This is a genomic window from Acinetobacter baumannii (assembly GCF_009759685.1).
GTDB classification, from domain to species: Bacteria; Pseudomonadota; Gammaproteobacteria; order Pseudomonadales; family Moraxellaceae; genus Acinetobacter; species Acinetobacter baumannii.
Map to the genome: position 1 here is coordinate 681868 of NZ_CP046654.1, position 23823 is coordinate 705690.

Genomic DNA, 23823 nt, shown 5'->3' on the forward strand with positions numbered 1-23823 from the left:
TATTTCCTTTATTTATATTGTAGTTATGATAACAAAAAGCAGTGTCTTGTCTGGATATAGAATTCGGTCTACATTGTTGTAAATCTGGAACGCTCGTTTTGCCATATAAATTTGTTCACCAGATGAGAATTATCGACTTAATGATGGATGATCTTTCCAGCAATACCGTTCAGGCCAGTCTTTTGCCTCCTCGGCATAATCAATTCCAATACGTGGCGTTAAAACCACTTCTGGCTGTATAGTGGCTGCCTCGATCCATAGTCCAGATTCTTCACCCAAAGTCTGGCCTTTTAAAGTCCGATCAATGCCTAAATAACGCGTCAGTTTGCCGGGTCCAGCCAAAAGCTTATATTCTTTTTTAGTTGAAGCACTATTTAAAAATGCTGATCGAATCATCACTCCTTCAGGTACACCTTCTGTTTGAGTAATAATGTTGAGCATTTCATACATGCCATAAATTAAATAGACATAAATGGTACCACCATGGCGATACATCACCTCTGTTCGTGCGGTACGTTTGTCATTGTAGCTATGGCAGGCTTTATCGCGGACGCCCAAATAAGCTTCTGTTTCACTAATTGTACAGCGGATAACTTGTCCATCAGGCTGTCGCTTACATAATACGCAGCCGATTAAATCATATGCTACTTCCGAAGTTTCTCGTTGAAACCAGCTTAATGGTAAAATATCTGACATAGTATTCTCTGAAATATTACATACCACACGTTATACTTGATTAATCCAGTATATCTGTTAATTCTGCGAGTTGGCATGCCTGAGTTACCCGAAGTCGAAACCACTAAAACCAGTTTATTTCCCTTATTGAATCAAAAAGTTCTAAGTGTTGAAGTACGCAATCCTAGCTTACGCTGGCCTATACCAGATAATGTTCAGAAACTTGTTGGACAACGTCTCATTGGGTTAAATCGACGTTCAAAATATATTTTGGCAGAGTTTGAACAAGATCAAATGCTCTGGCATTTAGGAATGTCGGGTAGTTTTCGCCTGTGTCAACCAAACGATGAACTGAGAAAGCATGATCATCTCATTATTCAATTTGAAGACCAGCAGTTACGTTACCATGACCCACGTCGTTTTGGCTGTATTCTTTGGCTTAACCCTGAAACTCAAGGCAAACTCATCGATACTTTAGGGCCAGAGCCTTTAAGTACTGACTTTCATGCAGAATATTTAGCTTCTAAACTTAAAAATAAAGCTGTCGGCATAAAAATTGCACTCATGGATAATCATGTAGTGGTTGGGGTTGGCAATATCTATGCAACTGAAAGCTTGTTTAATGTTGGCATTCATCCAGCACAGCCTGCTGGTGATTTAACCATGCAACAGATTGAGAAACTGGTTGTTGAGATTAAGCGAATTTTAAAGTCAGCAATTGATTTAGGCGGCTCGACTTTACGAGACTACAGCAATGCCATGGGTGAAAATGGTTATTTTCAACAGACTTTACTCGCTTATGGTCGTGCCGGTGAAATGTGTGTTAACTGTGAAACCACATTAGAAAACTTAAAACTCGGTCAGCGTGCCAGCGTATTTTGCCCACAGTGCCAACCACTTAAAAAGCTGAGAAAGCCTTAATTTTTTGGAGGAAGACAACATGCAAACAGCAATTGTCCGACATATTTTAGTCAAAGATAAAGACTTAGCCGAACAGCTGAAAAAGAAGCTACAAAGTGGTGCTGACTTTGCCAAACTTGCCAAGCAATACTCCACCTGTAATTCGGCAAAACGTGGTGGTGAACTTGGTGAAGTCAAAAAAGGGCAATTGGTGCCTGTCATTGACAAAGTAGTTTTTACGGCTGCTGAACGTGTATTACAAGGTCCAATCAAAAGCCAGTTTGGCTATCATCTCTTAGAAGTTAAATTCAGAATGACTGGCTTACGTTGATTTCAGCATTTTACTTGTAATTGTGGGGAGCTTTAGCCTGCATATTGATTTGATATGTCCAGGCTTTAACATACTCACCCGATTCTAATTTTATATCTGCTGTCACGCGTTGGTATTGAAAGCCTTCAAAATCATCTAACATTTGCCAGTTTTCTGCTAACTTTTCTGTGCTAAACAAATAGCCTTCTACCCAATCTGCTTCTGGATCTAATTCTAAGGCCTTTAAGCCTTTGTCTGGTCCCCAATCTAAAATATGAATCACTCCTCGTACACTCGCTTTTGTCCAGTTACCACCAATCTGCTCTAAAATATGAGCATTTGCTTTATTAGGGCATAAAGTTCCATATACAAAAAGCTGATTCATTAATTTATGTCCTTGTTCTATCTGCTTAGCTAAACTTAACTGTGATTTAGCAAGTTTATCAATATCTCTAGTCCAGTATAAAATGCTATGTAATAAAAAACGGTACACTAGGTACCGTTTTTTATACTTAAATACTTTTTATTAAGCTTGTTTTTTCAACTCATCACGAATTTCACGTAATAATTGGATGTCTTCTGGAGTTGCAGCTGGAGCTTCTGGCTCATTCTTATCACGGCGAAGTTTGTTTAATAATTTCACCATTAAGAACACAACCCAAGCCAAAATCAGGAAGTTAATTAAAATGGTCAGGAAGTTACCATAAGTTAATACATTGATACCTGCTTTTTGTAAGGCATCTAGAGATTGTAAGTTATTAGGGTTTGCACCTAACACGATAAATTTCTGCGAGAAATCAACACCACCACCAGTAATTACAGTGATAAGTGGCATGATGATATCTTTTACTAACGAGTCTACGATTTTGCCAAAAGCACCACCAATAATTACACCAATGGCTAAATCCATCATATTGCCTTTAATGGCAAATTCTTTAAATTCTTGAATAATACTCATCTAAACATCTCCAGATGTAGGGGGGAGGAACACATCATATTTTTCTTTTTTCACTGGCCTCTTATCCGTCTAGATAGTACTCGCCATGATATTGATAATTTAATATTTTTTTCAAAAAAAGAAAGCTATTTCACACTTTAACAACATATTTGCTTACAAGAAAAATATGACTTTAAGTTTACTTTCAGCTTTACCAGTAAGCAATAAAAAACCGCTAAACGAATTTAGCGGTTTTTCTTTTTCATTTAAGAAAAATTATTTATCACGGTTACGTTTACGTTCATTTTCAGTCAAGTAACGCTTACGGATACGAATTGATTTTGGAGTAACTTCTACTAACTCGTCATCTTCAATAAATTCAAGAGCTTGTTCAAGCGTGAATTCAATTGCAGGTGTTAAAGTTAAAGCATCATCAGTACCAGACGCACGAACGTTAGTTAACTGTTTCGCTTTAGTTGGGTTTACAACCATATCGTCTGAACGAGAGTTAATACCTACGATCATACCTTCGTAAACTTCTAACTGTGGCTTAGCGAATAAACGACCGCGGTCTTGTAAGCTGAATAATGCATAGCCCAAGCATGTACCTTGAACCATAGAAATCAACACACCGTTTTGACGCTTCGCAACAGTACCTTGTTTAAGAGGACCATAGTGAGAGAAGCTTGAAGTCATAATACCAGTACCAGAGGTCATGGTTAAGAATTCAGAACGGAAACCAATTAAACCACGTGAAGGAACAGTTGCTTCAATACGGATACGACCCTTACCGTCAACTTCCATATTGGTCATTTCGCCTTTACGGTGACCCATTTGTTCCATTACAGCGCCTTGGTGCTGCTCTTCAACGTCAAACGTTACGTTTTCGTAAGGTTCTTGTTTTTCACCATCAATTTCTTTAATGATTACTTGCGGACGTGATACACCTAATTCGAAGCCTTCACGACGCATGTTTTCAATTAAAACTGAAAGGTGAAGTTCACCACGGCCAGACACTTTGAAACGGTCTGGACTGTCAGTATCTTCAACACGTAAAGCTACGTTGTGAATTAATTCGCGATCAAGACGCTCACGAATATTACGTGAAGTTACGAATTTACCTTCTTTACCAGCAAACGGAGAGTTGTTTACTTGGAAAGTCATAGACACTGTAGGTTCATCTACAGATAAAGGTGGTAATGCTTCAACGTTTTTCGGATCACAAATCGTGTCAGAAATGTTAAGTGCATCAATACCAGTAATACATACGATATCGCCTGCAGATGCAGAATCAACATCAATACGCTCTAAACCATGGTAACCCATGATTTTTAAGATACGACCGTTACGTGTATTGCCTTCTTTGTCAATTACAGTAACAGGAGTATTTAGTTTTACAGAACCACGTTGAATACGACCAACACCGATAACACCTACGAAGCTGTTATAGTCAAGTGATGAAATCTGCATTTGGAATGGACCATCAACATCAACAGCTGGTGGCTCAACGATGTCTACAATCGTTTCGAACAACGGAGTCATGTCTTCTGCAAGCTCTTCAGGAGCAGGACCCGCTACACCACGTAAACCTGATGCATAAACGATTGGGAAATCAAGTTGCTCATCAGTTGCGCCAAGGTTATCAAACAAATCAAATACTTGATCGATTACCCAGTCTGGACGCGCACTTGGCTTGTCAACTTTGTTGATAATCACGATTGGTTTTAAACCACGGGCAAAGGCTTTTTGAGTCACAAAGCGAGTTTGTGGCATTGGGCCTTCTTGTGAGTCAACAAGAAGTAGTACGCAGTCAACCATCGACATTACACGTTCTACTTCACCACCGAAGTCGGCGTGTCCCGGGGTATCCACGATGTTGATACGGTAAGTTGTATCTGTACGTTTGTCTAACCAAGTAATAGCGGTGTTTTTCGCTAAGATGGTAATACCACGTTCACTTTCAAGCGCATTCGAGTCCATGACACGCTCAATCTCGCCTGCTCGGTCACCGAGAGCACCTGATTGCTGAAGTAGTTTATCGACAAGTGTGGTTTTCCCGTGGTCGACGTGCGCAATAATTGCGATATTACGGAGATTTTTGATATCTGACATGAAAATTCGAAACGCCTAAAATTTGAGGGCAAATTATACAGAAAAACACTACTCTTGAGTAGTGACAGTTTATTGACATTGACAAAAAAATTTTCCAATAGTCTGTATTTCGTTTTGTAAAGATAGGTATCTCGATTAGAATAGCGCCAATTTGCGAAATTGCGGCGTATTTACTCCCATGTCCAATCAACCATCACAAGACAGTCTTGACCTCGTTTATGGGCTAGATGACCGACCAAAACCGTTCGTGGCTTTTTTGGCAGCCTTTCAACATTTGCTTGCAATTATTGTCCCGATTGTTACTCCCGGACTTCTAATTTGCTTAGCATTAGGCGTTCCACGAAATGAAACCAATATGATTTTATCAATGTCTTTGGTCATTTCAGGAATCGCGACTTTCTTACAATGTAAAAAAGTTGGTCCGTTTGGTGCAGGCTTACTTATTGTTCAAGGTACAAGTTTTAACTTTATTGGCCCGATTATCGGTATTGGCAGTGCAATGGTTGCTGCAGGTACACCAGTCAATCAAGTTATGGCTGCTATTTTTGGTGTTGTGATTGCAGGTTCATTTATTGAAATGGGCGTATCACAAATTCTCCCATGGGTAAAAAAGCTAATTACTCCCCTTGTGACAGGTATTGTGGTACTCCTGATTGGTCTAACGCTCATTAAAGAAGGTTTGATTAGTATGGGCGGTGGTTATCAAGCCATGCAGGACCATACTTTTGCCAGTGCTGATAACCTTATAATGTCGTGTACGGTTCTTGCTATTATTATTGTCCTAAACCGTATTCGTATTGTCTGGATTAAAAGTTCAGCTATTTTAATTGCTTTAGTGATTGGCTACATTCTTGCCGGCTTTATGGGATATCTAGACTTCTCTGGTCTAAAAGATGCGCCCGTGATTCAAATTCCGACACCGATGCATTTTGGCTTAAGCTTCTCATGGGGCTTATTTATTCCAATGGCATTTATTTATTTGGTTACGTCTTTAGAAGCAATTGGTGACGTAACGGCAACCAGTAAACTATCAAACCAACCTGTAGATGGTCCTCAGTGGATGCAACGTATTAAGGGTGGTGTGTTAGTAAATGGTGCAAATTCACTACTTGCTGGCCTATTCAATACTTTCCCAAGCTCCGTGTTTGCCCAAAATAATGGTGTTATCCAATTAACTGGCGTAGCAAGTCGTTATGTAGGAATCTGGATTGCTGCTTTACTCATTTTATTAGGTCTATTCCCTGCTGTAGCTGGTGTAATACAAGCTGTTCCACAAGCCGTATTAGGTGGAGCAGTCATGGTAATGTTCGGTGCTGTTGCTGCCTCAGGTATTAATATTCTTTCATCAATTCATTTAGATCGCCGCGCTCTTTTAATTATTGCAATTTCACTTGCATTAGGTTTGGGTGTTGCTCAAGTGCCACAAATTTTGGAGCATCTGCCAGAATTATTTAAAAATATTTTTAGTTCCGGCGTAGCAACAGGCGGTATTGCAGCATTAATTTTAAATGTTGTACTCCCAGAAACACATAAATAACCAATTTTAATTTTGATTACTGCCCAGTTTTCACTGGGCATTCTTCTTCATGAGAGATGTACATGGACCCTAGAAGTGAAGTGATATTAAGACAACAAAACTATTTAAAAGGTAGGGTCTTGTTAATTAATGCACCGAATGACGCCCTAGTCAGTCAATTACCCACTGAGATTGATGCATCAGTGTGGACTTGGAATTATGCTGACTATCAGGGTTTTGTGAATGCAGGCACACCAGCTCATTTCTCGGTTGAGTTTCCATCACAAGAATTTGATCAGGCTATAATTTTTGTTCCAAAATCAAAAGAGCTTTTAAACTATATATTGCATGTAGTGATGAGCCATCTGAAAATTGACCAATCAGTTTTTTTAGTAGGTGAAAAAAAAGGTGGTGTTGAAAGAGCAGCAAAACAACTACAAAGCTTTGGCAAAATACTTAAACTTGATAGTGCCCGACATTGTCAGTTATGGCATTTAAAAATTGAGAAAACTGAAAAGATCAAACCTCTTGAAAGCTGGTTAAAAACCTATACTGTTCAAGTAAATGAGCAAGAACTTACCATTTGTGCCCTACCCGGCGTTTTCAGCCAAACTCATCTAGATGCCGGAACTGCTGTTTTACTCCCTTATCTAAATCAGGTGAAATCAGGTAGAATTGCCGACTTCGGGTGTGGAGCTGGAATTATCAGTTGCTATTTGGCAAAAGCAAATTCAAGTAATATTATCCATGCCCTAGATATTGATGCCTTCGCTTTACAGTCAACGGAAATGACTTTTAGTCGAAATGGAATAGGTTCAGACCAGTTGAGATTGCAGCCTGTTACAGGAATTGCAGACGCCCCAACAGAACTTGATGCCATTGTCAGTAATCCTCCCTTCCATCAGGGTATTCATACCAACTATGATGCAAGTGAAGGACTCTGCCAGAACGCTAAAAAACATTTAAAGGCATCAGGTGAGCTATGGATTGTAGCGAACCGTTTTTTAAACTATCCGATCTTAATTGAGAAGCACTTTGGTCAGTGTGAGATTAAAACTGATCTTCAAGGCTTTAAGGTGTTATATGCCTGTGCATAACAAACTATGTAAGGAATCTCCATGAGCGAAACACATGCTCCTGAAAAACTCCAGCGTAAGCTTGGGGCTCGTCATCTGAATATGATCGCCATTGGTGGTTCCATTGGTACAGGTCTCTTCCTTGCTTCTGGGTCAACGATTGCAAATGCAGGTCCAGGCGGGGCGTTACTCGCCTACTCCCTCATTGGTATTATGATTTACTTCTTAATGACCAGTTTAGGTGAACTTGCGACACACACACCAACATCCGGTGCATTCTTTACCTATGGAAGTCGCTACGTCGAAGAAGGTTTTGGTTTCGCTCTAGGCTGGAACTACTGGTACAACTGGGCAATTACGGTTGCGTTTGAACTCGTTGCCGTACAGTTTATTATGAAATTCTGGTTTCCAGATGTTCCCGGATTCTATTGGAGCGCCCTCTTTCTCGTCATTATCTTTATGATTAATGCGATGACCGTAAAAGGATTTGGTGAAAGTGAATTCTGGTTCTCCATGGTTAAAGTAATTGCCATTGTTGCCTTTATTATCATTGGTATCGCCATGATTATTAAGATTATGTTGACACCAGGAGTAGCAACTTTTGGCAACTGGACTTATAAAGAGGCACCTTTCGTAGGTGGTTTACAAGCCATGATTGGGGTAGCCATGATTGCCGGGTTCTCATTTCAGGGAACCGAGATGGTGGGTGTTGCAGCGGGTGAATCAAAAGATCCGAAGAAGACGATTCCGCTTGCAATTAAACAGATTTTCTGGCGAATTTTATTATTCTATATCTTGTGTATTTTCATTATCGGCACCCTAATTGCCTATGATGATCCAAACTTATTACAAGCAGCAGCAACAGAAAATATTGCTCTTTCTCCTTTCACCTTACTTTATGAAAAAGTAGGTTTTGCTTTTGCTGCAAGCTTAATGAATGCAGTTATTTTGACTGCTATTTTGTCAGCAGGTAACTCGGGCATGTATTCTTCTACCCGTATGTTATTTGATATGGCGCAACAAGGCCGTGCACCAAAATGGTTTGCAAAACTCGATAATCGTGGTGTTCCAATGAATGCGTTATATGCAACTACATTCATTGCTGCATTCTGCTTCTTAACGACTTTTATCGGAGAAAAGCAAGTATTTAACTGGCTCCTCAATATGTCAGGAATGTGTGGTTTCATTGTCTGGTTAGGTATTGCAATTTCGCATTATCGTTTCCGTAAAGGTTATATTGCTCAAGGTTATAAATTAGAAGATCTTGCATACCGCGCTAAGTTTTTCCCATTCGCACCTTGGTTTGCCTTTATCCTCTGTTCTGTCATTATTTTAGGACAAAACTACCAAGCGGTTTTAGGCGGTAAAATTGACTGGATTGGCTTACTTTCTACTTATATCAGCTTGCCTTTATTCTTAGTAATCTGGCTTGGATATAAATGGAAAAATAAAACTAAATTAATTCCTTACGATCAAATGGATGTAAAACCAGAGCAAGATTAATACTGAGTTCAAGTAATTAATCAGCGCTTATCAAAGGTCAAAAACTTGATCTTTAGTTAAAAACAGGTAAAATGCCGTTCATATTTTCAACGGCACTTTTTAAAAAAGGAGGACATCATGCCAACACTACAAGGTAAAACACAGTAACGATTTGGCACGATGTCAGCTCACGGACAAGTGTACAAATTTAATTCACTTGTCCGAATGCTTGAATTTAAGACCTAGCATTCGCTAGGTTTTTTTATTCCTATTCGGACAATAAATAAGAGAATAATTATGGGCATACAAAAGATATTAAACGAAGAGGCACAATATGGTGTCCCCGTTAAAATTTTCACTCAAGACATAGATAGTGAAAGTATTGAACAACTCAAGAAGATGGCACAACTGCAATTTATATATTCTCATATTGCTGTTATGCCTGATGTGCATGTTGGAAAAGGTGCAACTGTAGGCAGCGTCATTCCTACTAAACATGCCATTATTCCTGCTGCAGTGGGTGTAGATATTGGCTGCGGAATGAATGCTATTCGTTTGAGCCTGAAAGCTTCACAACTTCCAGATAACTTAAGTCGCTTGCGGGACGCCATTGAACGGAAAGTGCCGGTTGGATTTGCTTTGCACAAACAAGTCAAAGCGAAAGCTTCTAGCATTATTCCACTTGAAAAACGCTTAGAACCTATTATTAAAAAGCATCCGGGTCTTGTCCGAATGCTTCGTCAGTTTGAGGCAACATGGCAAAAACAGTTGGGCACTTTAGGCGGCGGTAATCACTTTATAGAGTTATGTATTGATGAAAATCAAGATGTATGGGTGATGCTCCATTCGGGCAGCCGAGGTCTTGGTAACGTCATAGGTACTTATTTTATTGAGTTGGCCAAGAAAGAGGCACAACATCGCTTTGGGCACGTGCCTGATAAAGATTTAAGTTATTTTGCTGAAGGCTCGCAAAGCTTTAATGATTATGTAGAAGCAGTAGAGTGGGCTCAAGAATATGCTTTTGAAAATCGTAAAGAAATGATGCGATTAATATTAGAAGCAATTCGCCCTCTTCTACCTTCTTTTCAAATGACGAAAGAAGCAATCAATTGTCACCATAACTATGTGAGTCAAGAAACACACTTTGGTGAAAACCTTTTTGTTACAAGAAAAGGGGCAATTAGAGCAGGTTTAGATGAGTTAGGAATTATTCCAGGCTCTATGGGAGCACGCTCGTATATTGTTAAAGGTAAAGCAAACCCTGAATCTTTTTGTTCTTGTTCTCATGGAGCTGGCCGCAAAATGAGCCGAAGCAAAGCAAAAGTTCTTTTTAATCAGCAGGACTTGATTGAACAAACACAAGGGATTGAATGCCGTAAAGACAGTGGTGTAGTCGATGAAATTCCAACTGCCTATAAAGATATTGATGAGGTTATAGCCAATCAGGCAGATCTCATTGAAGTCGTTCATACTCTTAAACAAGTTTTATGTATTAAAGGTTAAGACATGAAAATTAAAGAAATGCCGAAAATTAAGGTCCGTAATCAAGTAGCTCTATCCCCTCTACTTCACAAAGGTGGTATGCACGAAACAGAAAAACCTCGTGCTCAACATCGTAGAAATAGACAAGATACTAAACAGCAATTGAAGAAAGGGGTTTGGTAACTATTTTAAGTAATGATTGGAAGAGATTATGAATCAGGAGATTTACAAATGACCAAATATTTTAAAAATCGCCATAAAAAAGCGACTCTAACGAGTCGCTTTTTTACTGTTCAAGAACTCAAATTATTGAGCTGCTGCAGGAGCTGCCGCTTCTTGACCAGGTTGAACTACTACAGTACGGCTACCAGTGATTGTCGCGAATACACGACGGTTCATAGCACGACCTTCTTTAGTTTTGTTGTCAGCAATCGGTTGATCCCAAGCGAAACCTTGAGTAGACAAACGAGAAGCATCAACGTTGTATTCGTTTACAAGAGCTGATTTAACAGAGTTAGCACGAGCTAAAGATAAACGTTCGTTCAACTTACGTGGACCAGTGTTATCTGTGTGACCTTCGATACGTGCAGTAGCGTTAGGGTATTCAGATAATTTTTCAGCAACTTTAGCAATTTCTGGCTTGTATTGGTCTTTGATGTTTGATTTGTTAGTATCAAAGAACACACGAAGTTCCATGTTAAGGTCTTCAGTTAACTCTTGTGGTTGTGGAGCAACTGGAGTTGGTTCAACTGGAGCAACTTCTACTACAGGAGCAGCAGGCTTCAAGTGACCACCAAGAACTACGTTTAAGCCAGCAAGAGCTGTATAGTTCCAGAACTCTTCATCAGCATTATAAGTAGCACGAGCTTCAGTACGAAGAGATAAAGCGTCGTTTAAGCGCCAGAAAGCACCAACACCAGCGTTACCTAAAGTACCTTCTTCAGAAGTACCACGTGTACCACGGTTTACGCCATCAAAGTCGTATTTATAGTGACCAGCACCTAATAATACGTACGGCTTGATTTTGCTGTCGTAGTTTTTAGTAATTAAATCAGAAGTAACATAGAAGTTACCGTTGATTTGTTTTTGTTTATATTCAGCACCAGCAGAAGCGCCGTCTACGTCGCCTTTAACTTGGTTATATTCAGCTTCGAAACCTAACCATGGAGTTAACTCGATACCAAGAGCTGCGCCAACGAATAAATCGTCTTGTAACTCAGGACCGTTAGTTAAGTTACCATCTTTACCGCCATTGTTGTGTTGGCTGTCTTGGAAAGTGTAACCAAGCAATAATGGAGTAACTGTTACGCCAGCATTAGCAGCAGCTAATGGAGCAGCAACAAGCATAGTAGCAAGTGCAATACGACTCAATTTCATGGATATCCTCCAGAGATAACAATTGTTGTTCAAGCTCAGCCTAAATTTATTGGCCCCTGAGATATTTTTTTACCCCAGTATTATTTTTAAGCTATTCACATTTGAATCATACAAACACTTGATAGACTTTCCAAGTGCTTGATAATTTTAATCAAGTAAATTATTGACAAAATTACTTACAATTTCCGTTGTAATTCGGTAATTTTTTACCCAACTAGCAAATATGAACAACTTCTTTGTTTCGCTTGCCGTGATTTTACCAGTATTCTAGCCGACTGATAACCCTTATTTAATTTTGTGTTTCCTCATTATAAAAAATAATATAAATCATTGTCAGAAAACATAAAATTGCTCTATTTATACATATATTAAGGTTTTTTAATGTTTAAATCTCCTGGTTTTACTACAGTTGAGCTCACTATAACACTCGTAATTCTTGTGATTATGTCAGTTATAGCCATTCCTTTATACCATCAATTTATGGCATCTGTAGAACTAAAAAATACGCCGCGTATACTCACAATTCATATACAAAAAGCCAAATATGACGCAATTATTAGGCATAAGAATGTTGTACTTTGTCCAAGTTCTGATCAATTGGTCTGCAATACGAATTGGGATAACCGCGTAATCAGCTTTGTAGATAATAACCGTAATCTACAGCATGATTTAAATGAAGAATTATTGACCTCTATAGATCTTAACCATCACTACGGTTCTATGAAATTACAACGTTTTGGAAAAAAACAAAATAGTATTATTTTTCAAGGTAGTTCTGGATTACCCATCGAGTCGAATGGCAGTTTTATCTATTGTTCTTATGACCAGCTTAAAAACTTTAAATTAATTCTTAGCAAAATGGGCCATGTGCGCTTAGAAGAGCTTAAAAATTGTTAGAACTCTACAGTCTAATGCAGAAGCTAACCCGTTCTTCATTTTGCAATATACTGCTTAGGTTTTAAACATTTCTTATTTTGAGATTAAGAACAATCGGAGATTACAACAATGACTGACATCGTAATTGTTAATGGTGCTCGTACTGCTATGGGTGGTTTTCAAGGATCACTATCAGGACTAACTGCTCCTGAACTAGGAGCAGTAACAATTAAAGAAGCAATCGCACGAGCAGGTTTACAGCCTACAGATGTCGAAGAAGTCATTATGGGTTGCGTATTACCAGCGGGTTTAAAGCAAGGCCCTGCTCGTCAAGCCATGCGTAAAGCAGGTTTACCTGATTCAACAGGAGCTGTGACAATTAATAAACTTTGTGGTTCAGGCATGAAGGCGGTAATGCAAGCGGCTGATATGATTAAAGCAGGAAGTGCTGAAATTGTAGTTGCCGGTGGTATGGAGTCGATGACCAATGCGCCTTATGTCTTACCCAAAGCACGTGCGGGATACCGTATGGGCCACGGTGAAATTAAAGACCATATGTTCTTTGATGGCTTAGAAGATGCTGAAACTGGTCGTTTAATGGGTTCATTTGCTCAAGATATGGCAAATACACGTGGTTATACTCGTGAGCAAATGGATGACTTTGCAATTCGTTCTTTAAAACGTGCTCAAACTGCGATTACTGAAGGCTACTTCAAAGATGAAATTGTACCTGTTACTGTTTCTACCCGTAAAGGGGATGTCATTGTCGATCAGGATGAACAACCCTTAAATGCCAAGATTGATAAAATCCCATCTCTTAAACCAGCTTTTGCAAAAGACGGTACAATTACTGCTGCAAACGCGAGTTCAATTTCTGATGGTGCTTCTGCACTAGTTTTAACATCGAGTGAAGTTGCAGCACAGCGCGGCTTACAGTCACTTGCAAAAATCATAGCCACAGCGTCAAATTCTCAACATCCTTCAGAATTTACAATTGCTCCTGTTGGCGCTATTGAAAAAGTACTTAAAAAAGCAGGTTGGAATGCTCAGGATGTTGACCTTTGGGAAATTAATGAAGCATTTGCGATGGTTACAATGTGCCCAATTGATGATTTCAAACTTGATCCAGAAAAAGTCAATATTCATGGTGGAGCATGTGCACTTGGTCATCCTGTAGGATCGACAGGCTCTCGTATTATTCTTACGCTTATTCATGCGCTTAAACGTACTGGTGGTAAAAAGGGTGTCGCTGCTCTTTGCATCGGCGGTGGGGAAGCAACAGCTGTTGCCATCGAAATTCTTTAATTAAAACCTTTTTTAAAATCCCACTTCGGTGGGATTTTTTATGAAAAAACTACAAAAAATGACCCACAAAATCTCTTTTCCGTTTTAACTTATTCTTCTAAATGAAAACAACAATGGACAATAACAATGCAACTCAATCACTATCTCAATTTTCAAGGCCAGGCAGAGCAAGCTTTTAATTTTTATAAATCAGTATTCGGCGGTGAATTTGCCATGCTGAGCCGCTATAGCGATATGCCGCCTCATGACGGTGTCACGTTATCGGAAGCTCAAAAAAATTTAGTGCTTCATGTTTCCCTGCCGATTAACGAATACACTGTACTCATGGCATCAGATGTCATTGATCAATTCTGTACACCAAATAGTGTATTTACTCAGGGCAATAATCATTACATTGCAATTAACCTTGAAAAAGATGAGCAAGAAAAGGCAAAGCAACTTTTTGATGCCTTATCTGTAAATGGCAAAATTGAAATGCCACTAGAAAAAACGTTCTGGGGCGCTTTATACGGTGCTTTTACTGATCAATTTGGTGTCAAATGGATGGTTAACTGCCAGTTAGATACTTAATTCTTTAGCCCTTATAGAGATCTCAGTGTTTCTATAAGGGCTTTAAACATCGATATTAGAGTATTGCGCAATAATCATTAAGCCGACTGTAATAAAACCAATCCCAATCCATCCTGCGACATCAATGTTTTGCCCAAGAAAAATCTTTGCGAGAAAAGCGGTCGCCAATACCCCCACCCCAGACCACAACACATATAAAATTCCAGCTTGCATATATTTCAAAGCAATAGCAGCACATGCAAAAGAGATAATATACAAAACTAGAGCAATTCCCTGAGCAGTTTTATTAACTAATCCATTGCCTTTAGCTGAATAAAAGGTTGAAAGTACATCCGTTGCAATAGCGAATATTAACCACCAAGCGCCAGGATTTATTTTTGAAATTAAAGCGAACATTTTTATTCTTCAATTCATTTATTTAAAAATTATTTATAAAAAAAGCTGAACCTCAGTTCAGCCTTTTCACTTAGAAGCTATTTAAGCACCAGTTTGATAACTTGCTTTTGGCACAGCTGTTGAAGCTTGATAAGGATGAGTAAAGTCTTGCAAACCAGCAGCAGCTTCTTGCACATCTTTACCTTCTTTAATGACAAAACTATCAAAACCTGAACGTTTTAAATAATTTAAGACATCCTTAAATACATCACCTGTTGCACGTAGTTCACCTTGGAAACCTTGGCGACGTAATAATGCAGCGAATGAATAACCTCGCCCATCTCCGAAACCTGCGAACTCGATAAAAATTGCATCAAGTTCACTAAGTGGGAATGTATGATCTTCTGGTGAATCGTTCACAGTCACATACAAAGCTTTTTTACCTTGAATGTTAGCCAGTTGATCGAGCTGTGCTGTTGTTAAAACAACGTCACCTCGAGGAATCACACCATCTTCAGCAATGATTTGATAAGTATTATCTGCAATCGTGCCATCTTTATAAAGCACAGGTAGAGCTGTATTAAGCATATGCACGCTCCTTAAATGGTTGAATTCCTACACGGCGATATGTATCAACGAAACGCTCACCTTCAGTACGTAAATCAAGATACGTATTTAATACTTCTTCAATGACATCAGGCACGGCTTCTGCTGCAAATGATGGTCCTAAGATGTCACCAATTGAAGCATCATGGTCTGAATTACCACCTAATGTAATTTGATAGAACTCAGCGCCTTTTTTATCTACACCTAAAATACCGATGTTCCCCACATGGTGGTGGCCACAAGCATTCATACAGCCAGAAATATTTAAGTCTAAATGACCAAGATCATAAACTTTATCTAAATCTTCAAAACGGCGTGTAATCGCTTCAGCAATAGGAATTGATTTCGCATTTGCAAGTGAACAGAAATCACCACCCGGGCAGCTAATAATATCGGTAATAAAGCCGATATGCGCACGAGCCATGTTGTGTTGTTCAAGCGCTTGCCATACATCGAACAAATCTTTTTGAGGTACATCTGCTAAAGCAATGTTTTGTTCGTGAGTCGTACGAAGTTCACCAAACGTATATTTATCAGCGAGATCTGCAATGAAGTTCATTTCTTCAGTGGTCATATCGCCCGGTGCGATGCCTGCACGTTTTAAAGAAATCGTAACAATACGATAGCCCTTTACTTTATGTGCATGCGTATTGATATTGAACCATTGTTTGAATTTTGGATGCTCAGCAAATAAAGCTGTAAAGTCTTCATCTTCTAAATCTTGATAATCAAACGGCGTGAACTCTTCGTCTAATTTTTTCAAGATTTCTGGCTGAATTTTTAATGTTTCACGTGTGTGTTCAAATTCAGCTTCAACTTTCTGTGCAAATACTTCAGGCGTTAATGCTTTAACCAAGATTTTGATACGCGCCTTATACTTGTTATCACGACGGCCATGTAAGTTATAAACACGTAAAACTGCTTCTAAATAAGCAATTAAATCTTCACGTGGTAAAAACTCACGAATGACACTACCAATAATCGGAGTACGGCCTAAACCACCACCCACCATGATTTTGTAGCCCATCTCGCCTGCTTCATTACGCACGATATACACACCAATATCATGGAATGCTGTTGCTGCACGGTCTTTTTCTTCAAGTGCAGAAACGGCAATTTTAAATTTACGTGGTAAGAATGCAAATTCCGGGTGGAATGTACTCCACTGACGAATCAATTCACATGTTGGGCGTGGATCAGCAATTTCACCAGCAACTACACCTGCATACTGGTCAGTAGTCGTGTTACGAATACAGTTACCACTGGTTTGAATGGCATGCATTTGTACAGTTGCGAGTTCAGCTAAAATTTCTGGCACATCTTCAAGTGCAGGCCAGTTTAGCTGAATATTTTGACGCGTAGATACGTGTGCATAGCCACGGTCATATTGAGTTGATACTTCAGCAATTTTACGTAATTGTTTTGAGTTCATTAAGCCATACGGCACAGCAATACGTAGCATTGGTGCATAACGTTGCACATATAAACCATTTTGCAAACGTAATGGGCGGTATTCATCTTCAGAAAGTTTGCCCGCTAAATAGCGCTCTGTCTGATCGCGGAACTGAGCAACTCGTTGATTAATCAGCTGCTGATCGAAATCGGTATATAAATACATGGCGTATGGCTAGTAGATTCATTATTAAGGCGGATAGCATAGCGAGCTTTTATTCATCAATAAAATGCTTTTTTTGCATATTTAATAACGGTTTTATTGATAAGCTTTAATCTAAATTGACATAAAAAAAGCCCAGATAAATCCGGGCTTTTTTGATAGCAAACTTTTATTTGTTATCTGGTAATGCATAAGCCACTAAATAGTCGCCCATTTTTGTACCAAATGAACCATGACCACCGGCCATAATTACAACATATTGTTTACCATTAATTTCATAAGTCATTGGTGTTGCTTGTCCACCTGCTGGTAAACGCGCTTCCCAAAGTTTCTCACCATTCGTTACGTTAAACGCACGGATGTAGTTATCTTGAGTTGCACCAACAAACATGACATTACCTGCAGTAGAAATAGAACCACCTAAACCAGGAACACCAATTTTTACAGCTGGTAACTGGAACAAGTTCGGTAAACTGTCACGAATTGTACCAATACGTTTTTTCCAAACGACTTCATGAGTTTTCAAATCTACGCCAGCAACATATCCCCAAGCAGGTTGTTTACAAGGTAAACCAAGTGGAGATAAGAATGCGCTGATTTCAACACCATAAGGTACGCCATACATTGGCTGTACACCCTGCTCAGTTCCCGCACCTTTTGCAGTTTGCGCACGGTTTGGATCAGCAGGAATTAAACGACTCACGAATGGCAGACCAATCGGGTTCATTACAGCAACTTGACGGTCAGGGTTAACTGACATACCGCCCCATTCAAACACACCTAAGTTACCAGGGAAAACTAAAGTACCGTTTTCAGATGGTGGCGTATAAATACCATCGTAATTGAGGCGTTTGAAAGACACACGACACATAAGCTGATCAAGCATAGTGGCACCCCACATGTCTTTATCAGTTAATTTATCTTGTGGTGCCAAGTTCAAATCAGAGAATGGCTGAGTTTTTGAATAATGCTCACCTTTAGTCTGTGGTCCGCGTTTAACTGTTTGTGGAACTGGTTTCTCAGTTACAGGAACAATTGGCTGACCATTACGACGATCAAGAACAAAGGCATTACCTGTTTTGGTCAAGACATAAATTGCTGGAACAGTTTTACCAGATTTGTCTTTAATATCTGCCAAAGATGGTTGTGACGGTACGTCCATATCCCATAAATCGTGATGGGTTGTCTGGAAGTTCCAAATCAATTTACCTGTTGAAGCGTTAATCGCTAACATAGAGTTCGCATAACGTTCTTTCAACTCGGTACGGTCACCACCCCAGATATCTGGAGTACCTACACCTGTTGGAACATAAACGATATCAAGTTTGGCATCGTATGCTAAAGGTGCCCAAGCATTTGGTGAGTTATGAACAAAGGTTGTACCTTCACCTGGCATTGCATTTGGATCTGCTGCACCAGTATCAAATACCCAAAGAAGCTTACCAGTGTTTACGTCATATCCACGGATAACACCTGATGGCTCTTTATTTGAATAGTTGTCGGTAACTGAACCGGCAATAACCACTGTTGAACCAGTAACAACACCTGGAGATGTTGGGTTATAACCACCTGGATAAGCATATGGCATGAATTCTTGTAAATTCACTTCACCATTTTGACCAAAGTCAGTACATGCTTTACCTGTGTCAGCATTTACAGCAACTAAACGTCCATCATTGACTGGAACAAAGACTTTACGTGGACATTGAGTTGAAGTCGACTTTTTAGTTTGTAAGCTTGTCGCAAATTCAGTTGTGTTGTTTGCATCGTAATACATTACACCACGACAAGTTAAATGCTGGAACGATTTATCCGTTTTAAGCTTCGGATCAAAACGCCATTTTTCTTTACCTGTAGCTGGGTCAATCGCAATTAATTGCTGGTGAGCCGTACAGATAAACATGTTATTACCAATTTTAATTGGTGTAACCTGATTGGTTGTTTCGCCAGAGTCATTATCTGTTTTGAAATCACCAGTACGGAATGTCCAGGCAACTTTCAGATCTTTTACGTTCTGGTCATTAATCTGTTTCAATGGAGAATAACGTTCACCAGCTTGAGTACGACCATAAGCAGGCCAGTCGCTCTCTGCAACACCTGGAACGGCTTGAGCAGTTTCTGGTTGAGGTGTCTTGATTTCACCATTAATTTCTTGCGGATCATTGAAGATAGAATAAACCATCAACACGATTGCAATTGCTAAAGTTGAAGATAAGGCAACTTTACTTGATCCAAGGTTGTTGATTCCATGAGTTACAGCCGGAACCAATAACCATAAACCAAGAATACCTAAAATATCTAAACGTGGTGCAAGCGCCCAAAAGTCTGTTCCAACTTCCCAGACACTCCAGATAATAGTACCTAGCATTAATGCGGCATAAATCCACAAAGCAGCAGAAGCGCGCTTGTAGAGTTGCCATGCAACAATGAGAAGTAAGACTCCAGCTACAATATAGTAAATTGAACCGCCTAGTGTAGCGAGCCAAATACCTCCAATTAGCAGGAATAACGCCAATAACCCAATAATAATTACGGTAAAAGTCGTTAAACCTGATCTTGAAGAAGGTTGATTCATAAACCACCTCTTATCAATCATCATTTTTATCGGAAAGATGTGCCAAAAAACTTATAGAAAAATGACATCACCAATACGTCTAAAACAAAATTCAGGCATAAAGAAAAAAACGGAAGGTCAGGATACTTCAATCAATGATTTAACCCTCGACAATCCGTTTTCGGAATAATTACTTAGAATGCAGTTGAGAACTTAATACCGCCTACCCAAGTGTTATCACCATTTTTTAATGCACCAACATGACGAACATATTGCACATTTGGACGAATAGTTAGCCAGTTAGTGGCATGAATACCATAGTAAAGCTCGGTATTATATTCGGTGTCGTATTCTTTGGCTTGAACATCGCTCCAATCATCATTGATATGGATACGAGCAACACCAAGTGCCAACTCATCTTGAGGACGTTGATTCAGCAAACCTTTATAGACTAAGCCTATATTTTGCATGTTATCAACTTTGTTGGTATCTGAGTCGTGGAAAGTCAGGTTCACAAACCCTGTTAAACCACGGTCAGTTTGATCAGCTGGCTGGAATAATTTCTGTTTTGCAGTTACCCAAACACCTTGCTTATGAGATGTTTTAGTTGAATCTGCAATTTCTTTGGCATCGGCAGTACTATAGTAATAACCTAAACGGTATTCACCAGGCATGCTTTGCACACCTAGTTTAGGTGACCAAACTACTTCTGCTGGAATAATTGCACCGTGAGAACCATCTGTACTTAGGTTGAAGCCTTTGCCACGTTCCAAGTTTTCAGGGTTATATTCATATACACCCACTTGTGTATATAAATCAGGTTGCAAGTTATATTTGACACGCATTGCCCATTGGCTAACTGGCCAGTTATACCACTGATCGCCTACCCAGTTACCCACTTGTGAACCACAAAGTGCCAAGTTCTGGAAATCACAGTCAAAACTATTAAAGTCTTCACCCTCACCAAAACGGCCCACTTTAACATCTAACTTCTGATCAAGGAATTTTTTCTTGATCCATAAATCTGTTAAACGCCAAGTTTGTTCACGGCCCCACACTTCTTGAACAGAACTTTGGTGCCCAGCCAATGCTGGAGAATGTTCAGAAAGCGATTGCCCATCACGATAAGTTAATGTGATTTGAGCTTCTGTATCTTGCCACCCTAAAATTTTACCTAGGTCCAAATGAGAACCTAAAGCAAGTTGCCCTGTATAAGCACTACCGTGTGTAGATGTTTGTTTGGAATCTAAAATACCGGCATATTCACCGGTATATCCAAAAGAAAAATCATAACCTTGTGCTTGCAACGCTGTACGTTGCCCGTTCCAATCACCCAACATCCAAGAACCATTTGGGTCAAATGCAGCAGCAGCTTGTGCATGCTGAACAAAAAGAGTAATTGATAAAACGGATAAACAGGAAACCATCAAAGATTTATGCGTTTTCATGTTTACGAACCTTTTATGTCTTTGTTTATAAAGGTTACGCTAATTTTATGTAAAGAAATTATTCAAAATGTTAATCAATTGATTATTCAGATAATAATTTCAATACATACTGTATAAGAAATAGCCCCTTAACCTCACCACTGCCCTTCGCCAAGTTTTTGACCTACAAAGGAATATCGCATTTGCGAACGTGAAAACTTAATTGGGCATGCAATTTGTGGTTCTGTATCTGGCGTATTATTTTGCAAAGGAACATTCACAATCCATCCACGTTGTTGTGCTAACGGTGAATTTAAAGCCTCACTTAAACTCAATACGGGTTCTACACAAACATCGAGATTTGCAAAAATTTCATGCCATTCTTTGAATGTTTTGGCTTTAATTTTTTCTTGAATGGCTTGCTTAACTTCCTGTCGATCTTGCACATCTAATGACGCACCTTTTTGTAATAACACAGGTAAGTCTAATGCCGCAGACAAACCTGCCATAAATTGTGGTTCAAGGCTACCGATAGAAAGATAACGGCCATCTTGCGTCATATAATAGTCATAGAAAATCCCCCCATTGAGCATCCCCTGCTCGGGAGCCTGTTCAACTTGTGCGGCAAGCGTGGCTGAAGCTGCCATACTATTTAGACTTGCAACACAGTCCGTCATGGAAATATCAATATATTGACCTATACCGCTACGGCTACGTTCAACTACAGCAGCCAAGATCGCAATGACTGCATGTAATGAACCACCAGCAATATCGGCAACCTGAATACCAAGCGGTGGTGGGCCGCTATCTTGTCGGCCGCTATACCCAGCAATACCAGCTAAGGCTAAATAATTAATGTCGTGTCCCGCCCTGTCCTTATAACTTCCAGTTTGGCCATAACCTGTAATTGAACAATAAATTAAACGCGGGTTAATTTCTGCAAGGGTGGCATAGTCCAGCCCTAAACGGCGCATGACATCTGGCCGAAACTGCTCAATCACAATATCAAATTCAGAAATCTTGGCTTTAATCAGATCAATACTTGCAGCATCTTTTAAGTCGAGAACAATCGACTGCTTATTTCGATTTAGATAACTATGTGCAGTCGCCTGCCCATTTGCATAGGGCGGCATAATCCGAATGAGGTCTGGACGTGATGGAGATTCAATATGGATGACTTCTGCCCCCATATCGGCTAAATACATTGTGGCGAAAGGTCCAGGTAAGAGCGTCGAGAAATCGAGAACTTTAAGTCCATTTAATGCAGTCGTCATCGTTTTTTTAACCACTATTATTCGAATTTTCTTTTATATTAGTTAAGCAAATATTCTAAAACAATGTCATGTTCAGCCATTTACCTTGATCATTTCGGCAATTTAACATGTAAAAAGTGCTTTTACACTGTTGTAAATCGCCAATTTATTTTTTTAGACGGTCATTTAGGTCAATTTAAAGTGAACATCAAAGAGACTGAAGGATTCAATATGAGTCGCGATACGATTAGCATCCACTTCGTGAATGCGGCTTTGACAGGCGTAAAGCGCCTTGGCATGGATGTCGAGACGTTACTTTCACATGTGGGTATCGAAGCGGAACTATTACGTCAACCTAAAGCTCGAATCTCACCAGAACAATATACCCGTTTTATAAAAATGTTATGGATGGTCACACAAGACGAACACGTTGGTTTCGATGTACAACCGCGTCGTTTGGGCACTTTTGCCATTATGTGTCAGTTGATTATTCATGCAAAAACCTTGGGCCAAGCCCTTGAACTTTCATCTCAATTTTACAAATTATTTGGTGATGAATGGTCAGTAACGCTGGAGCGTGACAAACACGAAGCACGTTTAGTACCTCTCATTCCAAAAACATTAGATCCGGATCATTTCATTACTGAAAGTATGCTCATGATCTGGCATGGATTGGCATCATGGCTGATTGAACGTCGCTTACCATTAGAACGTGTTCATTTTAGCTATCCACGTCCTGCACATGCAGATGAATATGACGCGTTATTCTTTGCGCCGGTTATGCAATTTGACGCACCGCGTACCGAAATAACCTTTGCGGCTGATTATCTTGACTTACCAATTCGCCAAGATGAAAAAACATTAGAAGAATTCTTAAAAGCAGCCCCTGCTCAGCTTTTAGTAAAATTCAAAAACACCAATTCGTTGACTTCACGTATTCGTGAAGTACTCAAAAGCCAAATTGGTGAAGAAATGCCAACGCTCAATGACGTTGCATCAATGTTGTATTTATCTCCGCAAACTTTACGCCGCCGCCTAGCTGCCGAAGGTAAAAGCTATCAGGGCGTGAAAGACGCTTTACGCCGAGATGCTGCGATTCACTTATTACTCAATCCTGAATTAACACTTGAAGATGTTGCTCAGCAAGTCGGTTTTAGTGAAACCAGTACATTCCACCGCGCATTTAAAAAATGGACTGGCGTTACTCCAGGTCTATATCGCCAGCTCCATGGTTACCATTAATTCTTAAATCTCTTTAGTTTCACATTTAGCCCAAGTTCAACTTGGGCTTTTTTGTATCGCCATTGGCAAAAATCATCACCTGACTGGTGCGCTTATCGTCATTGCACTCCCTCTTAAAAACAGTACACTCAAA

Annotated in this window: 22 protein-coding genes; 11 read left to right on the forward strand and 11 right to left on the reverse strand. The window is 39.6% G+C overall.

Annotation, left to right across the window (positions count from 1 at the left end; translation table 11 throughout):
* Positions 1-129: 129 nt before the first annotated feature.
* On the reverse strand, positions 130-696 hold the full coding sequence (locus tag GO593_RS03165; RefSeq protein ID WP_001280161.1) for a DNA-3-methyladenine glycosylase: 567 nt from the start codon (positions 694-696) through the stop codon (positions 130-132).
* Between the two features lie 75 nt (positions 697-771).
* Here GO593_RS03165 and mutM point away from each other — a divergent pair, with 75 nt between their 5' ends.
* A complete protein-coding gene (gene mutM / locus GO593_RS03170) occupies positions 772-1596 on the forward strand; it encodes a bifunctional DNA-formamidopyrimidine glycosylase/DNA-(apurinic or apyrimidinic site) lyase (protein WP_001114564.1) in 825 nt (274 codons plus the stop codon).
* 19 nt (positions 1597-1615) lie between these two features.
* Complete coding sequence (locus GO593_RS03175) at positions 1616-1906, forward strand: peptidylprolyl isomerase (protein WP_001192454.1); 291 nt, start codon at positions 1616-1618, stop codon at positions 1904-1906.
* A 10-nt stretch (positions 1907-1916) separates the two neighbouring features.
* Here GO593_RS03175 and GO593_RS03180 read toward each other — a convergent pair whose 3' ends face one another.
* The 3 genes from GO593_RS03180 to typA form a co-directional block, all read right to left on the reverse strand.
* On the reverse strand, positions 1917-2270 hold the full coding sequence (locus GO593_RS03180) for a gamma-glutamylcyclotransferase family protein (RefSeq protein ID WP_001984816.1): 354 nt from the start codon (positions 2268-2270) through the stop codon (positions 1917-1919).
* Between the two features lie 141 nt (positions 2271-2411).
* Complete coding sequence (mscL, locus tag GO593_RS03185) at positions 2412-2843, reverse strand: large conductance mechanosensitive channel protein MscL (RefSeq protein ID WP_000022555.1); 432 nt, start codon at positions 2841-2843, stop codon at positions 2412-2414.
* Between the two features lie 255 nt (positions 2844-3098).
* The gene (gene typA, locus GO593_RS03190; protein ID WP_001280092.1) at positions 3099-4934 is read right to left on the reverse strand and encodes a translational GTPase TypA; all 1836 of its coding nucleotides are present in this window, start codon (positions 4932-4934) and stop codon (positions 3099-3101) included.
* Between the two features lie 178 nt (positions 4935-5112).
* Between typA and GO593_RS03195 the strand changes: the two genes are divergently transcribed.
* The 5 genes from GO593_RS03195 (at position 5113) to GO593_RS19040 (ending at position 10673) form a co-directional block, all read left to right on the forward strand.
* Positions 5113-6471, forward strand: a complete 1359-nt coding sequence (locus tag GO593_RS03195; RefSeq protein WP_000070859.1) for a uracil-xanthine permease family protein — start codon at positions 5113-5115, stop codon at positions 6469-6471.
* 62 nt (positions 6472-6533) lie between these two features.
* Positions 6534-7547, forward strand: coding sequence for a class I SAM-dependent methyltransferase (locus GO593_RS03200; protein ID WP_000371538.1), 1014 nt, complete (start codon positions 6534-6536; stop codon positions 7545-7547).
* A 21-nt stretch (positions 7548-7568) separates the two neighbouring features.
* A complete protein-coding gene (locus GO593_RS03205; RefSeq protein ID WP_000004971.1) occupies positions 7569-9029 on the forward strand; it encodes an amino acid permease in 1461 nt (486 codons plus the stop codon).
* 276 nt (positions 9030-9305) lie between these two features.
* Positions 9306-10511, forward strand: coding sequence for an RtcB family protein (locus tag GO593_RS03210; RefSeq protein WP_000512702.1), 1206 nt, complete (start codon positions 9306-9308; stop codon positions 10509-10511).
* Positions 10512-10514: 3 nt separating this feature from the next.
* Complete coding sequence (locus tag GO593_RS19040) at positions 10515-10673, forward strand: hypothetical protein (protein ID WP_000692859.1); 159 nt, start codon at positions 10515-10517, stop codon at positions 10671-10673.
* A gap of 123 nt (positions 10674-10796) precedes the next feature.
* Here GO593_RS19040 and omp38 read toward each other — a convergent pair whose 3' ends face one another.
* Positions 10797-11867, reverse strand: coding sequence for an outer membrane protein Omp38 (gene omp38 / locus GO593_RS03215; protein WP_000777878.1), 1071 nt, complete (start codon positions 11865-11867; stop codon positions 10797-10799).
* 381 nt (positions 11868-12248) lie between these two features.
* Here omp38 and GO593_RS03220 point away from each other — a divergent pair, with 381 nt between their 5' ends.
* From GO593_RS03220 to GO593_RS03230, 3 genes are all read left to right on the forward strand, one after another.
* Entirely contained in the window at positions 12249-12764 is a 516-nt protein-coding gene (locus GO593_RS03220) for a GspH/FimT family pseudopilin (RefSeq protein ID WP_000477156.1), read from the forward strand.
* 108 nt (positions 12765-12872) lie between these two features.
* Complete coding sequence (locus tag GO593_RS03225) at positions 12873-14048, forward strand: thiolase family protein (protein WP_000129971.1); 1176 nt, start codon at positions 12873-12875, stop codon at positions 14046-14048.
* 126 nt (positions 14049-14174) lie between these two features.
* Positions 14175-14618 (forward strand): VOC family protein, encoded by a 444-nt coding sequence (locus GO593_RS03230; protein ID WP_001176580.1) that lies wholly within the window; start codon positions 14175-14177, stop codon positions 14616-14618.
* A 42-nt stretch (positions 14619-14660) separates the two neighbouring features.
* Here GO593_RS03230 and GO593_RS03235 read toward each other — a convergent pair whose 3' ends face one another.
* From GO593_RS03235 to GO593_RS03260, 6 genes are all read right to left on the reverse strand, one after another.
* Entirely contained in the window at positions 14661-15014 is a 354-nt protein-coding gene (locus GO593_RS03235) for a DMT family transporter (RefSeq protein ID WP_000457783.1), read from the reverse strand.
* Positions 15015-15095: 81 nt separating this feature from the next.
* Positions 15096-15581: a DUF934 domain-containing protein gene (locus GO593_RS03240; RefSeq protein WP_000935253.1), complete on the reverse strand. Its 486-nt coding sequence runs from the start codon at positions 15579-15581 to the stop codon at positions 15096-15098.
* On the reverse strand, positions 15574-17217 hold the full coding sequence (locus GO593_RS03245) for a nitrite/sulfite reductase (protein ID WP_000281766.1): 1644 nt from the start codon (positions 17215-17217) through the stop codon (positions 15574-15576). Before GO593_RS03245 ends, GO593_RS03240 begins: the two co-directional genes overlap by 8 nt.
* 166 nt (positions 17218-17383) lie before the next feature.
* Positions 17384-19789, reverse strand: coding sequence for a glucose/quinate/shikimate family membrane-bound PQQ-dependent dehydrogenase (locus tag GO593_RS03250; RefSeq protein ID WP_001075590.1), 2406 nt, complete (start codon positions 19787-19789; stop codon positions 17384-17386).
* Positions 19790-19962: 173 nt separating this feature from the next.
* Positions 19963-21195 carry a carbohydrate porin gene (locus tag GO593_RS03255; RefSeq protein ID WP_079377343.1) on the reverse strand — a complete coding sequence of 411 codons (1233 nt, stop codon included), beginning with the start codon at positions 21193-21195 and terminating at the stop codon, positions 19963-19965.
* Between the two features lie 155 nt (positions 21196-21350).
* Positions 21351-22469, reverse strand: a complete 1119-nt coding sequence (locus GO593_RS03260) for a CaiB/BaiF CoA transferase family protein (protein ID WP_000205326.1) — start codon at positions 22467-22469, stop codon at positions 21351-21353.
* Positions 22470-22679: 210 nt separating this feature from the next.
* On the opposite strand from GO593_RS03260, the gene GO593_RS03265 reads away from it, so the two are divergent.
* Positions 22680-23690: an AraC family transcriptional regulator gene (locus GO593_RS03265; protein WP_000085721.1), complete on the forward strand. Its 1011-nt coding sequence runs from the start codon at positions 22680-22682 to the stop codon at positions 23688-23690.
* Positions 23691-23823 lie beyond the last annotated feature (133 nt).

Excerpts from the sequence above, each read along its gene's own strand:
- GO593_RS03165 (WP_001280161.1), bottom strand. The coding sequence starts at position 696 with ATGTCAGATATTTTACCATTAAGCTGGTTTCAACGAGAAACTTCGGAA.
- mutM (WP_001114564.1), top strand. The coding sequence starts at position 772 with ATGCCTGAGTTACCCGAAGTCGAAACCACTAAAACCAGTTTATTTCCC.
- GO593_RS03175 (WP_001192454.1), top strand. The coding sequence starts at position 1,616 with ATGCAAACAGCAATTGTCCGACATATTTTAGTCAAAGATAAAGACTTA.
- GO593_RS03180 (WP_001984816.1), bottom strand. The coding sequence starts at position 2,270 with ATGAATCAGCTTTTTGTATATGGAACTTTATGCCCTAATAAAGCAAAT.
- mscL (WP_000022555.1), bottom strand. The coding sequence starts at position 2,843 with ATGAGTATTATTCAAGAATTTAAAGAATTTGCCATTAAAGGCAATATG.
- typA (WP_001280092.1), bottom strand. The coding sequence starts at position 4,934 with ATGTCAGATATCAAAAATCTCCGTAATATCGCAATTATTGCGCACGTC.
- GO593_RS03195 (WP_000070859.1), top strand. The coding sequence starts at position 5,113 with ATGTCCAATCAACCATCACAAGACAGTCTTGACCTCGTTTATGGGCTA.
- GO593_RS03200 (WP_000371538.1), top strand. The coding sequence starts at position 6,534 with ATGGACCCTAGAAGTGAAGTGATATTAAGACAACAAAACTATTTAAAA.
- GO593_RS03205 (WP_000004971.1), top strand. The coding sequence starts at position 7,569 with ATGAGCGAAACACATGCTCCTGAAAAACTCCAGCGTAAGCTTGGGGCT.
- GO593_RS03210 (WP_000512702.1), top strand. The coding sequence starts at position 9,306 with ATGGGCATACAAAAGATATTAAACGAAGAGGCACAATATGGTGTCCCC.
- GO593_RS19040 (WP_000692859.1), top strand. The coding sequence starts at position 10,515 with ATGAAAATTAAAGAAATGCCGAAAATTAAGGTCCGTAATCAAGTAGCT.
- omp38 (WP_000777878.1), bottom strand. The coding sequence starts at position 11,867 with ATGAAATTGAGTCGTATTGCACTTGCTACTATGCTTGTTGCTGCTCCA.
- GO593_RS03220 (WP_000477156.1), top strand. The coding sequence starts at position 12,249 with ATGTTTAAATCTCCTGGTTTTACTACAGTTGAGCTCACTATAACACTC.
- GO593_RS03225 (WP_000129971.1), top strand. The coding sequence starts at position 12,873 with ATGACTGACATCGTAATTGTTAATGGTGCTCGTACTGCTATGGGTGGT.
- GO593_RS03230 (WP_001176580.1), top strand. The coding sequence starts at position 14,175 with ATGCAACTCAATCACTATCTCAATTTTCAAGGCCAGGCAGAGCAAGCT.
- GO593_RS03235 (WP_000457783.1), bottom strand. The coding sequence starts at position 15,014 with ATGTTCGCTTTAATTTCAAAAATAAATCCTGGCGCTTGGTGGTTAATA.
- GO593_RS03240 (WP_000935253.1), bottom strand. The coding sequence starts at position 15,581 with ATGCTTAATACAGCTCTACCTGTGCTTTATAAAGATGGCACGATTGCA.
- GO593_RS03245 (WP_000281766.1), bottom strand. The coding sequence starts at position 17,217 with ATGTATTTATATACCGATTTCGATCAGCAGCTGATTAATCAACGAGTT.
- GO593_RS03250 (WP_001075590.1), bottom strand. The coding sequence starts at position 19,789 with ATGAATCAACCTTCTTCAAGATCAGGTTTAACGACTTTTACCGTAATT.
- GO593_RS03255 (WP_079377343.1), bottom strand. The coding sequence starts at position 21,195 with ATGGTTTCCTGTTTATCCGTTTTATCAATTACTCTTTTTGTTCAGCAT.
- GO593_RS03260 (WP_000205326.1), bottom strand. The coding sequence starts at position 22,469 with ATGACGACTGCATTAAATGGACTTAAAGTTCTCGATTTCTCGACGCTC.
- GO593_RS03265 (WP_000085721.1), top strand. The coding sequence starts at position 22,680 with ATGAGTCGCGATACGATTAGCATCCACTTCGTGAATGCGGCTTTGACA.